This is a genomic window from Bacillus sp. AFS088145 (assembly GCF_002564465.1).
Classification (GTDB): Bacteria; Bacillota; Bacilli; order Bacillales; family Bacillaceae_G; genus Gottfriedia.
The window spans coordinates 1-14,980 of sequence record NZ_NUUX01000002.1 but is presented as its reverse complement, the minus strand read 5'-3'; the positions used below and the strand labels follow the sequence as shown (position 1 = coordinate 14,980).

The window sequence follows — 14,980 nt, the reverse complement described above, 5'->3', positions numbered from 1 at the left end:
TGCTAATGAATCGAAAATTATCAATTGGTGCCTACCAATTCTTTAGTATTATATTTTTATTTGAAATGGGGAGCGCTACATTAGTAGGGCTTGCATCTGGTGCAATGCAGGATGCTTGGATTAGTGTTTTAATCGCTTTGGTTACTGGATGCTTACTATTTTGTGTTTACATTAAATTATTTGATCTGTATCCTGAGTTACCATTTACGAGATATGTTCAATCTATTTTAGGGAAGTTTGCAGGCAAAATACTAGCAATGGTTTATATTCTCTATTTTATTTATATTGGAGCACGAGTTCTTAGAGACTTTGAAGAATTACTAGTGATTACACTTTATAACGCGTCCTCTCTTATTTCAATCGGTATTTTATTTATGTTTTTATGTATGTATGCACTCTTTAAAGGATTTGAAGTATTCGGTAGAGTATGTGAGTTTCTGTTTATCGTAATCATCTTCATAATGGTATCAATAATTGGTTTTGAAGTAATTGCAGGAATAATAAAAACTGATAATCTAAGACCCGTACTAGAAACGGGGTGGAAAACCGTAATAAAAGAAGCATACCCTTTGACCGTTACATTTCCATTTGGGGAAATGATTGTATTTACAATGATTTTACCTTATTTAAAGAAACCGGATTATGCATGGAAGGTCGGCATTCCTGGATTAATTTTTGCAGGTCTTGTTTTAACGTTAGTAACAATGCTTAATATTGGTATTTTAGGAGCAAACACGGTGGTGAGAGCTACTTATCCTATCTTAACTGCAATTAGCTATATCAATATTGCTGATTTTATTCAAAGACTCGATTCAGTCGTTGTCATTGTTATTGCTGTAGGAGGATTTATTAAGATAACGGTTTTTTTCTTTTGTGCGATCATTGGAGCGGCAGATTTATTTAAAGTGAAAAAGTCGGATACACTTACCTATCCAATTGCAGTAATTATCTTAATTTGTTCCGTATGGATGGCACCTGATTATTTAGAGCACTATAAAGAAGGGTTCGACATTGTGCCTTACTATTTACATATACCTTTACAAATCGTTATACCTACCGTTCTGTTGGTCATTGCAGTCATCCAAAAAAAAGCAAAAACAAAAACAAAAGAGAATGCAGCATAGAAACTCTAGCTGCATTCTCTTTCTTTTTAATTAGAAGTATTTTGATTTTGTTCCTGATTTCGTTTCTTTTTTAGTTTTTTCATATACGATAGGACGATTTTGGCAACGCCGAATGGTACAGTAAAAAAGAAAATTAATACATAATCTTCACCTACTAGTTCTGTTTTGCTAAGCTTTATATTCGTTAGTAGATGAGGAAATTGGTCACCATTATATAAGTCGATCCCTTCCAACAAGCACATCTCTAGTATAAATAAACAAAGAAAAACCCAAAATACTTTCAATGCCCGCACCCCATTTATAATGACTAATTACTATTATTTTGGTATATGATGGCAGTGATTATACGAAAAGTTAGGAAAACTTCAAGAAAAGTCTAAGAGCTTTTATCTGGAAATTTAGAATAAATAAAAGGGTAGTTAATTGATCCAAAAGAATAAAAAGAGACAGATATAAAAGGCATTTACCTCTTTTATACCTGTCTTTTTGTTTGTATTTTTAAACTAAAAATCTTTAAAAAATTCGAGCTAAATAATTAAAGTGCTGATTTATTATTTGAATTTTGTTTGTATAAAATCGATTTACGTCTTTTTTGGATCCAATAGCCAATTGATACTAATATGACCCACGGAACACCAATTTTCCAAGCGGAGTTCCAATCCGGTGAAAATGCCATTGTAATTAAGATACCACTAAGCAGTAGTATTCCGATCCATTGAAGAAATGGAAAGAGCGGTGCTTTAACTGGTAATGGCTCTTTATAATGAAGGTGAACGGTTTTTCTAAAACGAAGATGACTAATTAAAATCATAAGCCATACTAAAATGCCACCAAAGATTGAGATACCAAATAATTTGTTAAATGTATCTGGGTAGTACATAGACAATACAGTTGCGATTAATACACCTGCACTTGAAATGAAAATTGCCGTTACTGGCGTACCATTTTTAGTTAATTTACCAAATGATTTTGGAGCATAATCTCCACGAGATAAGGAGAATAACATACGTGATGTTAAGTATAAATTAGTATTCATACTGGATAGTGCAGCGGTTAAGATAACAAAATTCATAATGCCAGCCGCATATCTCACACCAGAACTCTCAAAGACTTTTACAAACGGTGATCCAGAAACCTCATGAGCACCTGCTTGCATCCAAGGAATAACAGCAACTATGATTCCTAACGATAGGATATAGAATAAAAACAAACGTAGAACCATGCTCTTCATTGCTTTAGGAATAGCTGTTTTTGGATCTTTAGATTCCCCTGCTGTTACAGCGACAATCTCTACACCATAAAAACTAAAGATTGCCATAAGTACTGCCATCCAAACACCTTTAAATCCATTAGGTAGGAACCCGTGCTGATCGGTATAATGGTGAAATCCTACAGAGTGTGAATGTCCAATCCCAAATAGGAGCGAAACACCAAAAACGATGAACAGTACAATAGCAACGACTTTAATCATTGCAAACCAATACTCGATTTGACCAAAGTTGGAAACAGACCTGCTGTTCACAAGGACTAAAGCAATACCAAATCCAAGTGTCCATAACCAAACAGGAATACTTGGGAACCAATACTGCATGTACAGTCCAACCGCAACTGCTTCTCCACCAATTGCGATTACTTGTGCCGCCCAATATGTGTAGCGAATTAGGAAACCTGCCCAAGGATTTAAATACATCTCTGCATAAGTACCGAATGAACCGGCTGTCGGGTGCACAACTGCCATTTCAGATAAACTAAACATCATTATGACTGCTATGAATGCAGCGATAATATAGCTTAGAATAACCCCAGGTCCAGCGTATCCGATTGCAATGCCACTTCCCATAAATAAACCGGTACCAATTGCTCCACCAATCCCAATCATGGTTAGCTGTTTACTTGTAAGCGAACGACTTAGTCCTCCTTCTCGATCAATTACAGTTTTGTTTTCATTCATATTGTTTCGCCACCTTTCTTGAATTGTTTTCTATAAGATAACGTCCAATCAACACTTTTTCCGGCAATTAACATACTAAAAAGCGTGAGGAAAGTTCGCTGTAAACCTTCTCCGATTAAGGAACACAAAAGGACAATTCCATTTATAACCATCATCGTTTTTCCAATAGAAAAATTCGGTAATTTTCTATTGATTACTACACTTGCTATATCAAGTCCTCCAGTTGTACCACCTGCTAAAATCACGACCCCAATCCCGATTCCGGACAAAATCCCACTGAGTATACATCCTATAAACGGAAGATGCGGGCCTGGTAGTGAGGAGAAGATAGTTAAGAAGAATGATAAACTACACATTCCGAGTAAACTAAGCAATGCAAATGGTACTCCAACTGCACGGTATCCAATTAAAAATAGTGGTATGTTTAATAAAAAGTAAAGAATCCCTAGTGGAATAGGTATGAATTTAACAAGCAACATACAGATACCACCAAGACCAGGAGCCACAATTCCATTTGGCACCTGGAAAAAGTAATAGGTAAGTGCGACCAAAATTGTTCCGACAATTACCAGAATGGATTTTTTGAAATATAGTTTTTTGTCAGCTTTTCCTAATTGCATAAGCAATTTCCTCAATCGCGCGTACAACTTCATCTTCTGTATTGTAGAAATGAGGAGCCACGCGTAAAACGTCATTTCGAGCAGAGACAATTATTTTTTTTGTTTTTAAGTATTGCTCAACGACATTAGCTTGTTGCACTCGAATGGCAGTGTTACTACCTTTTATTGATAAATCTGTTGGGCTAACAACGGTCAACCCGAGTGAATGCGCTGTTTCAATTGCAACAGTAGATAAGTAAGATAGATAATCCTGAATGGCTGGAACACCAATTTGATTTAATAAAGAAATTCCTGCTTCAGCTGCATAAGCGTTTATCATCATTGGAGTTCCAGTATCAAATCTCCTTGTCCCTTCCGCATAATCAAGAAGATGCTGATCAAAAGCAAATGGATTTACTCGACTAAACCAACCAGTCGTTGGGGGGTAGAGAGACTCTGCTAACTCTTTTCTTACATATAAAAAGCTAATCCCAGGTATACCTAGTAAAAACTTTTGTGCACCAGTTGCGAGTGCATCAACTCCCATTTCCTTTACATCGATTTGAACACTTCCGGCAGATTGATAGGCATCGACAAATAGTAGTGATCCATTCGTTTTGGTAATGTTTGATATAGCTTTGATATCCTGAATAAACCCATTATAATAAGATACATGTGGCACAGATGTAATAAGTGTGTTTGGATTCACTGCTTTTTCATATTGTTCGATTTGAATTTGATGAAGGTTTTCATTTAAAAACGTGACGTTTGCGCCACGTGGTACTTGTGATAGCCAAACGTGACCAATGCATGGGAAATCAATATCGGTTGTAACAACTTTATTTCGACTTCCAGTAAAATCTAACGATGCTGCAAATGATGAAGCGGCATCAGATACGCTAGATAACACCGCAATCTCATCAGGAGAAGCATTTATTAAAGTAGCAAACGCGACTTTTGCTTCATATACTTTGTCCATCCATCCTTCCCAGTCCATACCTTTTTCGGTCCAGCTCGTAAGGTAAGATTGAATACTTTCCTTCACTGGTAATGAGATTGCACTTTGGGAACAACTTGATAAATGAATTGTTTCAGATAAGGTCGGAAAAAGAGAACGCTTCTCCAAAAATGGGCTAGTCATATTAAATTCATCCTTTCACTGTTTTGACAGCGTTTTCATTATTTGATACATAAATAATTTGAGGTGACATATGAATCATCAATCCTTATGGTTTGAACAAGGCGAATGGACAGCAGCAAATTTTCTTAAAGTAGGTAAAGAACTGGCATTCTCACGTGAAGTCGTATTATTCCAACAAGATGAACATCATCCATTTGTTTATCTCGTCCTTGAAGGGCGAATTCGTATTTACTTGTTATCACCTAATGGAGCCGAGCGCCATTTATATATTGTAGGCTCTGGTAATATAATTGGAGAATCAAACGTATGGGCAGATGAAGCATATGGATATAACGCTTCTACCTCGTCAATCGCACGTGTCCTTCGAATTCCAAAATCAATGTTTCGCGATATCGTTATGAGTGAGCCAGAGCTCATTCCTAAAACGCTAAGATCGCTAAGTAATAAACAATCAGCTCTACTTCTTCAAACGAGGTTAATGAGTTTTTCAGATGTAGGAGAGCGTGTCTTAACAATGTTGCGCCAATTAGCATCCTCATATGGTAAGGAAACACCTAAGGGTATAACAATTACGATTCCATTCACTCACCAAGAACTAGCTTATGTAGTTGGTTCATCACGTGTAAGCGTGTCCTATGTTATGAATGAATTATGTGAAAAAGGATTCATTGAGAAACAAAATGGGCGATACACACTGTTGTCCTAAAGAGCAGTATCTCTGTCTTGTTCTAATTTAATGATAAAAAAATTGGTTCCTTTCGTCTGTCAAATACTTTACAAAATTTCTAATTTTTATAAATTTTCTGTAAATTAGACATATAAATAGTCGAACACAGTAGGTAGCTTGAATCAGTTTGGGATGACCCTTTGCTTATGGGTGATCACTAATAACTGAACTTTAAAGTAATAGATATATTGAGTTCTATGATTGGCTTAATTGACTAAGAAACTTACCGTTTTAGCTCTTATAGAGTAATTGGAGTAATACTGGTAAGCAAATGAGCGGTTTCATTATTGGTTTGCGTTAACTTACAAAATAAGATAGTATTATACTAATAGCGCATAGAAGCTGGTCTTAAGACTTGCTTCTTTTTTATTAACATATTGAATTTTTACAATGGAGGACTACATAAAATGTTAGATATTAAAGCAATTAAAGAAATTCTTCCTCATCGTTACCCATTTTTATTAGTAGATCGTATTATTGAGCACGAAGAAGGTAAACGTGCGATTGGTATTAAAAATGTAACTGCTAACGAAGAGTTTTTTAACGGTCATTTCCCTGATTATCCTGTAATGCCAGGGGTACTAATTGTAGAAGCCCTTGCACAAGTTGGAGGAGTTGCGGCTTTAAGCCTTGAGCAAAATAAAGGAAAACTAGCATTATTTGCTGGTATCGATAATTGCCGCTTTAAAAGACAAGTAGTACCGGGTGATCAGCTAAGACTAGAGGTTGAACTAGTGAAAATGCGTGGACCAATTGGTAAAGGTAAAGCAGTAGCAACAGTTGACGGACAAATAGCTTGTGAAGCTGAACTTACATTTGCACTTAAATAAATAGAGTGAATAAAAAAGAAGCCTATTTTTGAAAAAATAGGCTTTCTTTTATTCTTAAGAGAAGGACATTTAACTGTTATTCAAAGTGGCATCTCTAAAAATAATTTCATATATAATTGTGAGGAAAAATATAAGTAATTCAAATTCACTTTTACTTTAAGTGGGGTTTTGCATTATCTTATGATTTCTTCTCTAAGTGTCTCTAAGTATGACTCTTTGTCGTCCCTATAAAATAAATTATATGTGTCAAATGGAATCATTTTATCATCTGTCGTTACAAAATGAACACACGATTTTTTTACGCTACGAACATCTAAATCATAATTATCTTGGAATTTCATAATTAATACTCGAAATACATTTTCATATCCCATTCCACTTGGTAAAATAACTTTCGGTAAACAACATAGTAGATCCTTTAAGCCTTGAAATCCACTTTGAGGGGAGTGATTTAAACTAAATAATTTGAAAACCTTGTTTCGTAGCTCTTCATCGCTCTCGAAAACTATTGTATTCCTTTCACCCTCAAGTAGTACATTCTTATCAATGATACTAGTTAAAGGGGTAATTTTACCGCCCATTTTTAAAGCATAGCCCATCGCTAGACTATCAGGGTGACAAGGGACTGGAATAATATCATTTTCAGAATAAAATTCACTTTGTTTAATAATCTCTTGGCGAACTTCACTCAGTGTTAAGCGTTCAGTTGATGGATCATAATTTTCCGTTCTTCCAGCGTGTTGAATAGGTTGGAATGTTACACCACGTACACATTTTTGCTCCGTGCCCCATTTAATAATTTTACCGATTTCATGATCATTTAAGCCCTTTTTTAGGACAGCAACCAGTGTTGTACTAATATTATATTTATTTAAATGGTTAATAGCTTTTTGTCGCACCTCTCGTAAATCGCGCCCTCGTAGCTCAAGAAGTGTTTCCTCTTCAAAACTATCAAACTGAAGATAGATTTCAAAGCCAGGCTTGTAACTTGCGAGTCTTTTTACAAAGGCTTCATCAGTGGCAATTCTAATTCCGTTTGTATTAACCATTAGGTGTTTAATACTTCGCTTTTTTGCCTCATCCAGTATTTCAAAAAATTGAGGGTGGATTGTCGGTTCACCACCGGAGATTTGAACTACATCTGCTTCTTTTTCGTTTTTAATAATCGTATCAAACATCCGTTTAATGGTTTCTAGATCTTTCCAAGTAGTTCGTTTAGGGGAACTTTCTGCATAACAAATTGGACATTGCAAATTACATACATCTGTTATTTCAACAATACTTAAACAACTATGTTGTTCATGATCCGGGCAAAGACCACAATCGTATGGGCAACCGTATTTAATTGGAGTGTTCCATCGATGAGGCATTTCACTTGGTTTAATAAATTCCCTACATAATTGATAATAAGGGATATCTGTAGAAATTAAGACTTTCTCCATTCCGTGGTGCATGCAGCGTTTTAACATATAAACGCAATCATTTTCATATATAATTTTTGCTTCTACTTTTCGTAAGCATTTACTACAAACAGATAATGTAAAATCACTGTACGTATACGGACGATTTGGCACGATAATTTCTCCTTCTCTGATAGAAAAAATAGATAGCGTAATACAATACGCCTAATAAACAAGTTAGTTGAATACTGCTCATTTCTCCATATGGCTTGATTGTTGGTTTTAACCACTCAATGAAAAACCTATAAAGAAAGTATGTGCTGGAAAATAGAGCAAAATGGAAACCTTCATAAGGTTTTTTTCTAAAAGTGTATTTTATAACGAACAGTAGACAGCATAAAAAGGCAATGTCATACAGTGATGTTGGGTGACGTTTTATTCCATCACCTAAATCAATCCCAAATACACTTGAAGTAGGGATCCCATATGTATCATCATTTATTCCGGTTAAAAAGCAACCTATTCTTCCAATGCACATTGCCAGACAAAGTGGAAGGACCATATCATCTCCGGTTGAACGTGTTTGGTTACAAAGTTTTTTACTTAATTCGACTCCAATGATCCCACCAAGTAACCCTCCGACAATGGTTTTACCTTGAAATATTCCAAGTAGACCATGACTATTAATGCTATGTAATAATTTGGGGATGTCCTGTAGTGAAGCGACAATTAGACTACCCAAAAGGGAACCTAGAATTGCTCCTATTAGTACATAAACGGTTTTTTCTTCACTAATTGTTTCCTTTCGGCGGAACTTAATATATATTCTAAATCCTATAAAAAAGGCTAAACTTTCAAAAACTCGATGTGGGTGAAGTTCCATGCCGAAAAGCGGGATCATTACAGGGGTGTTTATAGTATCACTTCCTTTTTTATTTCAAAAGTTTTATTGTCATGTTGCTAACCCTATGATACTATTTTTCTGAATGTTCTACTATCATATATTTATAGGTAGTGCAAATTGGGGAGGGGGGAATCAGATTGTCAGCTAAACGTGATCATCATCCAGTTGCTGATTTTTTTAAAGGGATTTTTCTTGGGACCCTCACTTCATTCAGTGGGATCCTTGTTACTATAGTGGGAATCGATTTATTAAAATTTCCCATCGCGGCTGGAATAGTTGTTGCTATACCACTTCTAATAGGTATTTCTTGTTGGGGAGTCTCAAAAAGAAAGTTCTTGGCAATAGGGTTTTTCATGTCTCTGCCAATTGTGTTCTTTATATTCTATTCGATTTGTGGGACCTTTTTTTATAATCTTTAATAATGAAATCCAAATAAAAAAACATGCATATACCCAAAGCATGTTTTTTACTGTTTTATTATCTGTATTAATTAAATCGATTTTCGCCATTCTATTGCTTTTCGCTCAATTTCCTTCACAAAAGCATCTTTTCCGTCCATATATCCATAAATATCTTTTGGAAATTTTTCAGCAAGCTGCGCTTTTAATTCTCCATATGCTTTCATCTCATCATCATGTGCACTTAAATAAGCAGGAACCGCAATATGACGCTCAATTTCTTTTTCATTATCAAACTGATACATATGCATTTGATGGGTACGATTCTCACTACCTTTTCGGAAGTATCTTCTACCTGGAAGACCGAACTCACCAAGTCCCTCATAACCAATTTCAGCCAATTGATCATTATACTTGTCTATGTTTTCTATGTTTTTAACGACAGGTAACATATCAATAATCGGTTTAGCCTTTAAATTTGGAACTGATGTACTACCAATGTGGTGAATCTCAATAAGCTCATCTTTTAAGATTTCACGTATACGGTTAGCTTCTATTTGAAATAAGTTTTTCCAATTTTCATCATGGTTTTTGACAATTACGTTCATTCCAGTATTTGTGCCCATAATATAACCCCCAATTAATAGAAAATGGGATTATCTTTATACAATAATCCCATTTTCTCTTCATATTAAACACCTAATAAATCAACAAGCTCATCCATAGACAATTCTGTAATCCATTGTTCGCTCGTTATGATTGTATCGTTAAGTGATTGTTTCCGTTGTAGCATTTCATCAATTTTTTCTTCTAGCGTTCCGATCGTTACAAATTTATGGACTTGAACGAATTTTGTTTGCCCAATTCTGTACGCACGGTCAGTTGCTTGATTTTCAACTGCTGGATTCCACCAACGGTCAAAGTGCATAACGTGATTTGCTGCTGTTAAGTTTAGTCCTGTTCCACCAGCTTTGAGTGACAGAATAAACACTTTTACATCGCCGTTTTGAAAGCGAGAAATCATATTATCACGAGCGGTTTTAGGTACGCTACCGTTTAGGAATAATACTTCTTCACCAAATTTTGCTTGGATTGCCTCTTTTAGCATATCACCCATTCTCACATATTGAGTAAAGATTAGGCAGCTTTCCTTTTGTTCAAGGATTGGGTCTATTAATTCGAATAATCGTTCAACTTTACTTGATCTCTCTTCGAATTCAACAAGCTGTGATTCCTTTAAGAATAAAGAAGGGTGATCACAGATTTGTTTTAATTTATTTAGCATCCATAAAATACGGCCTCGACGTTCAATACCAGTTAATGTATCGATTTGTTTTAAGCTGTCTTGAACAACTTGCTCGTATAATGCCGCTTGTTCAACAGATAACGGGCAAAGCATCTTTTGTTCTTGTTTGGGTGGGAGATTTAATGCCACGTCTTCGTCTTGCTTTGTACGTCTTAGTAAAAAAGGCGAAATTAAACGATGAACAGCATTTATCTTTTCTTCATCTCGGTCCTTCTCAATAGGATTTACATAATTGCTAGCGAAACGGTTAAGAGAACCAAGATATCCTCTATTTATAAAATCAAATATTGTCCAAAGCTCCGTTAAGCGATTTTCCATTGGAGTACCAGTAAGAGCAATGCGGTGCTCAGATTTTAATCCACGAACTGCACGAGACTGCTTTGTTGTTGGGTTTTTTATGTTTTGGGCTTCATCAAGGATGATACTTTTCCAAACATATTGCTTTAGGTCTTCATAATCTAACACGCTTAAAGCATAGGAGGTAATGATAATATCGACATCTCTCATTACTGAAAATAAGTCTTCACCTTTTAAACGGTTGCCTCCATAGTGAACATGAACAGTTAAATCAGGATAAAATAATTCAATTTCTCGTTTCCAGTTGTTGATTACAGAAGTAGGGCAGACAATCAATGATGCTCCTCGTTTTTCTTCGTTTTCTTTACGATAAGCTAAATAAGAGATCGATTGAATTGTTTTACCAAGCCCCATATCGTCAGCTAGTAGTGCACCAAATCCCATATTTTTCAAATGAACTAACCATTCGAACCCTTTTTGCTGATATGCTCGTAACGTTGCTTGCAGACCATGAGGAACATTAAGCTCAGGAACTTCTGAAATGGATGTTAATCGTTTAGTTAATTCTCGGAATACATCATCTACTTCAATTTCAACTTCAGCAAAAGGAGAGTTATCGTCCTCAGGTTTTTCGGTCCCTTGTAGTAGCTCATGTTGAAGAACTTCGTGAAATCTAAGTCCTTGCTTTTCAGCCTTTACCATCATTTTCTTCATACGTGCAATAAAAGCAGGGTCAAGTGCAATCCACTGACCGTTAAATTGAATTAAACGTCTTTGATTTTCAACGAATTGCTGGAATTGTTGTTCTGAAAGCTCCATCCCATTTGTAGAGATTCGCCAGTTGAAGTCAACTAATGTTTCCATATTGAAAAATGAATTTCCAGCAGGTTTACCTTTTACACTTGCTTTTAAAGTCATCTTATTTTGTTTTAGAGCTTGCCACCAGCTTGGTAAAAGAACTTGAATATTTGCGGAAAGTACTTTTTCACTATCCTCTGTTAAAAATGTCCAAGCTTCTTGTTCACTTAAAATTTCTTTTGGCTTATGATCATCGATTAAGTTTGGTGTTAATAATCCTACTCCTTGGAACGTTCGGTCTAAATACTCAGCATAAGATGCATGCTTTTTATGTAAGGATTCATGTCCGTTATACTCATAAGGTTTTATAGTTTTTCGCTCATCAATTAAATAGGTACGTAAATTCCAGTCATCATGTTCACTCATTGGCTCTTCAAGTACTAATCGAATTGAAAATGGAACATCATCGTCTCTTAGCCCGATTTTTACATGCCAATCGTCTTCATCAATACTATGTGTGAGTTGCTGTTTAATATAACTTGGATTGTGATACAAGCCCCTAGCAATATCCCAGCGTTTAGACTGTAAAGTTTCTATTTCAAACTGCTGTTTAATTGCAGAAGAAACCAATTCTTGTAAAGTTGGTTCTAATTGTTCAAATCCATCAATTTTCCATAGCTCTTCGCCAGTCTGATAATAAGCAAAACTTGGCGAAACGTGGCCCTCATTAAAATCGTCGTATAAACGTGAGATGACGGAATGAAACTCATTTGCTTCATCTAAATATGTAATCTCTACTAATGAGTTTTCTTGGTGTTCTCTAAAAAAAGTAAGTGCTTCGATTGGAGTTAAAAGAATTCCTTCAATCTGACCGACTCGGGTCGGCTGCAATAATGTCCCATAATATGAAGGTTCATGCCATTGAAACACTAGATGCTTCCATGCGGTTACCGGTAAAATGACACCGTGACTTTGCATTCCATAAATGAGCAAGCCTTTTCGCTCGACCCATTTTACGGCAATACTAAGATTTGCTAGTCGCTTCATTGACTAATTTTCCTTTCTTTAATTCCTCTTGAAGTGCACGTAAACGAATAAATTGAGATTCAACATACTGAATATAGTCTTCCCACTCATTCATACGCTTTAATTTTTTATAATTTGTTCTTAGTTTTTTTAAATATCGAACAGCTATTTTATAGTTTGCTCGGCCTTTTAACTCAATGTAATAAAGAACTAAGTGATGGTATATAGGTAATACAGATTGAGGTGAGTACTTATGTACTTCCTGAAGGTCATGTTTATCAATGTAATCAGGATTATAAGAATATAAGTGCATTTGCAGCTCAGCCCATCGTTTGTATTCTCGATTATGCATTAAATAATCAGTGTACTGCATCACACTATATGGAAGTAATGCTTGATAAACTACTTCTAGCCCGGCCGTTTCATTAGTGTAAAAACTATTGTACTCATAATTAGTAAGGAAATGTTTCGCAAAAGTAGTTTTTGCATATTCATCATCGCCATTTTTTAAAAAGTGTAAAAGCATCTCGTAATACAATGGCAAAAATAATGTTAGCCGATCTGTTTCATTGTTTTTTCGAAGAATTTCTATCCAGTAAGTAAAGCAATAGAGAGTACGTTCATTATTACTGTATTGCTTTATAATGGACAGCATTGTTTCATCTTCTTTTAATAAAAAAAATAGATGAGCTTTTCCTAAATCTGCATAATAATTGTCCTCAACCTTTGATAATGTTTCTAAATCCTTATATAAAATCTTCGGACTATTTAATAGCTCTTTATATACATAACGAAAAGAGTTATATCGAGGAACTAAACAAAGGTTTCTTTCTAATAAAAGAGCCTGCAACTGCTCACGCAGAACTTCTTCGTACTGAGTAGACACGGAACCACCAGTTAAATTATGTAATTGTCTACTTATTGCGTCAATTTGATTTTCTAGCATTGTCATTTCGCGCGGTAAATGCGCATTGTCATAAACTGTACTTTGAATTTCGATTTGTCCGACCATTTTATTCATTGTAAAAATTGACGCAAGTAACTGATATTGTAGCTTTTCCTTTTCTTGACGTGGTTGTTGATTCAATAATCCATGATAAAACCGTTCATATAATGGATATACAAAATAAACATCTTGGTAAAATGACGTTCTTTGCTGTTCTATATACTCCTTATACTTTTGCTCAAATAACGCCACTGTCTCTTTCGGTCGGTCCTGTTCAAACATACTCATTTGATCTAGCAGTTGGCGACCAGTCATGATGTTCGGGATACTTTTTAAAGAAGACTGCTTAAACTTCCTCATAATATCACCGACTAAAGAAAATGAAGCGGCAGCATAGCAAAGAAGTGCAATTTGATGTTGGCATGGAGGAGCTTCGTAGCAATCACATCCATTTTGATCATGGTTTTCAATATGTAGAATTGGTAAATGAATTTGATCCCCTTCTTCGACAACACCAACTAGGCGACCTTCGCGAACCGAAACATTATATACTTGACCTAGTCGATACAACTGCAGGCCAGTTTCAACAAGCTCTGCGTCCCTCGTATTTTGAGGAGAAAGCTTTGAAAAAAGTGAATATGAAAGTTCATAAATAATATCTTTACTTAAATCACGCTGAAGCATTCGATGCCTCCTTACTCGAAACATTCTTATTGGTAATTATACCCTAAACAAATACGATACACATAGCCGAAAAGGGAAAAAATGAAAGTTGATCTAGATTGTTAATATTAAGCCGTCATTAAGACTTTGGAATCATAAATAAAAAGTGTGGGAAGCAATTATTATTCGGAAATCGCAAATAAAGAGTCTGGATCGCAATTAAAATCCGGAAATCGCAAAAAAAAAAGTATAAATCGTAATTAAATTCCGGGAATCGCAAATAAAAACCATCAAAACAAATATATTCAACAAATAAATCGCACTTATATGTAAAATCCTCATAGTATCAACTAAAATCTATAAAAACATACCTATATTTAAAGTAAAAAATGCAACAGAAATAGGCAAGTGTGTAATACAATTTTAATATGCAATGAAAATGCTAATATTATAAAATATTAATATATTAGACAATTAAAATAAGCTCCCTACGTAGGGAGCTTTTCGTCTGTTATGAGATTTATTTTAAAAAAACAATTACTCACATATACACAATTGTTTTTGATTAACTAGAGAGGTGATGGGTTTGAAAAAAGGTTATATTAGTTTAATTGTTTTAGTACTTATTTTTAGTATGTTTAAAGATGTATTTGCAGAATCAAAAGCAAATGCAGACAAATGGGTTGTAACTCTAAAACCTACAGATTTGACGATTCAGACTGGAGTTGGAGGAACAACTGGTAGCGCAATAACTGGAGAAACAACCGGCGGTGCAACAACTGGAGAAACAACCGGTGGCGCAACAACTGGAGAAACAACGGGCGACGCAACAACTGAAGGAACAACCGGTGGCGCAACAACTGGGGGAAC

The 14,980-nt window shown here is 35.3% G+C and carries 14 protein-coding genes; 5 read left to right on the top strand and 9 right to left on the bottom strand.

Features of this window, described 5'->3' with window-relative positions:
* The first annotated feature begins 5 nt into the window (after positions 1–5).
* Positions 6–1,124, top strand: a complete 1,119-nt coding sequence (locus tag COI44_RS00680) for a GerAB/ArcD/ProY family transporter (protein WP_179886964.1) — start codon at positions 6–8, stop codon at positions 1,122–1,124.
* A gap of 26 nt (positions 1,125–1,150) precedes the next feature.
* Here COI44_RS00680 and COI44_RS00675 read toward each other — a convergent pair whose 3' ends face one another.
* From COI44_RS00675 to COI44_RS00660, 4 genes are all read right to left on the bottom strand, one after another.
* The gene (locus COI44_RS00675; RefSeq protein WP_098231086.1) at positions 1,151–1,408 is read right to left on the bottom strand and encodes a hypothetical protein; all 258 of its coding nucleotides are present in this window, start codon (positions 1,406–1,408) and stop codon (positions 1,151–1,153) included.
* Positions 1,409–1,659: 251 nt separating this feature from the next.
* Positions 1,660–3,075, bottom strand: a complete 1,416-nt coding sequence (locus tag COI44_RS00670) for an amino acid permease (protein WP_098426219.1) — start codon at positions 3,073–3,075, stop codon at positions 1,660–1,662.
* On the bottom strand, positions 3,072–3,695 hold the full coding sequence (locus COI44_RS00665) for a YitT family protein (RefSeq protein ID WP_179886963.1): 624 nt from the start codon (positions 3,693–3,695) through the stop codon (positions 3,072–3,074). Before COI44_RS00665 ends, COI44_RS00670 begins: the two co-directional genes overlap by 4 nt.
* Complete coding sequence (locus COI44_RS00660; RefSeq protein ID WP_098426217.1) at positions 3,676–4,815, bottom strand: aminotransferase class V-fold PLP-dependent enzyme; 1,140 nt, start codon at positions 4,813–4,815, stop codon at positions 3,676–3,678. The genes COI44_RS00665 and COI44_RS00660 overlap by 20 nt, the downstream gene beginning before the upstream one ends.
* Before the next feature lie 70 nt (positions 4,816–4,885).
* Between COI44_RS00660 and COI44_RS00655 the strand changes: the two genes are divergently transcribed.
* Positions 4,886–5,521 (top strand): Crp/Fnr family transcriptional regulator, encoded by a 636-nt coding sequence (locus COI44_RS00655; protein ID WP_098426216.1) that lies wholly within the window; start codon positions 4,886–4,888, stop codon positions 5,519–5,521.
* Between the two features lie 428 nt (positions 5,522–5,949).
* Positions 5,950–6,372 (top strand): 3-hydroxyacyl-ACP dehydratase FabZ, encoded by a 423-nt coding sequence (gene fabZ / locus COI44_RS00650; RefSeq protein ID WP_056469377.1) that lies wholly within the window; start codon positions 5,950–5,952, stop codon positions 6,370–6,372.
* A 173-nt stretch (positions 6,373–6,545) separates the two neighbouring features.
* Here the strand turns inward: fabZ and COI44_RS00645 are convergent, their stop codons facing one another.
* Positions 6,546–7,946, bottom strand: a complete 1,401-nt coding sequence (locus tag COI44_RS00645) for a radical SAM protein (RefSeq protein WP_335490663.1) — start codon at positions 7,944–7,946, stop codon at positions 6,546–6,548.
* Positions 7,918–8,673 carry a prolipoprotein diacylglyceryl transferase gene (locus COI44_RS00640; RefSeq protein WP_286163687.1) on the bottom strand — a complete coding sequence of 252 codons (756 nt, stop codon included), beginning with the start codon at positions 8,671–8,673 and terminating at the stop codon, positions 7,918–7,920. Before COI44_RS00640 ends, COI44_RS00645 begins: the two co-directional genes overlap by 29 nt.
* A 140-nt stretch (positions 8,674–8,813) precedes the next feature.
* Between COI44_RS00640 and COI44_RS00635 the strand changes: the two genes are divergently transcribed.
* Positions 8,814–9,095 carry a hypothetical protein gene (locus COI44_RS00635; protein ID WP_098426213.1) on the top strand — a complete coding sequence of 94 codons (282 nt, stop codon included), beginning with the start codon at positions 8,814–8,816 and terminating at the stop codon, positions 9,093–9,095.
* A gap of 71 nt (positions 9,096–9,166) precedes the next feature.
* Here the strand turns inward: COI44_RS00635 and COI44_RS00630 are convergent, their stop codons facing one another.
* The 3 genes from COI44_RS00630 to COI44_RS00620 all read right to left on the bottom strand — a co-directional run bounded on the left by COI44_RS00630 (position 9,167) and on the right by COI44_RS00620 (position 14,131).
* Positions 9,167–9,700, bottom strand: a complete 534-nt coding sequence (locus tag COI44_RS00630; RefSeq protein WP_286163685.1) for a GrpB family protein — start codon at positions 9,698–9,700, stop codon at positions 9,167–9,169.
* 65 nt (positions 9,701–9,765) lie between these two features.
* Complete coding sequence (locus COI44_RS00625) at positions 9,766–12,522, bottom strand: DEAD/DEAH box helicase (protein ID WP_098426212.1); 2,757 nt, start codon at positions 12,520–12,522, stop codon at positions 9,766–9,768.
* Positions 12,500–14,131, bottom strand: a complete 1,632-nt coding sequence (locus COI44_RS00620) for a hypothetical protein (protein WP_098426211.1) — start codon at positions 14,129–14,131, stop codon at positions 12,500–12,502. Before COI44_RS00620 ends, COI44_RS00625 begins: the two co-directional genes overlap by 23 nt.
* Before the next feature lie 565 nt (positions 14,132–14,696).
* Between COI44_RS00620 and COI44_RS23800 the strand changes: the two genes are divergently transcribed.
* Positions 14,697–14,980: hypothetical protein (locus COI44_RS23800; RefSeq protein ID WP_179886962.1), on the top strand; the 284-nt coding region annotated here is incomplete at its 3' end.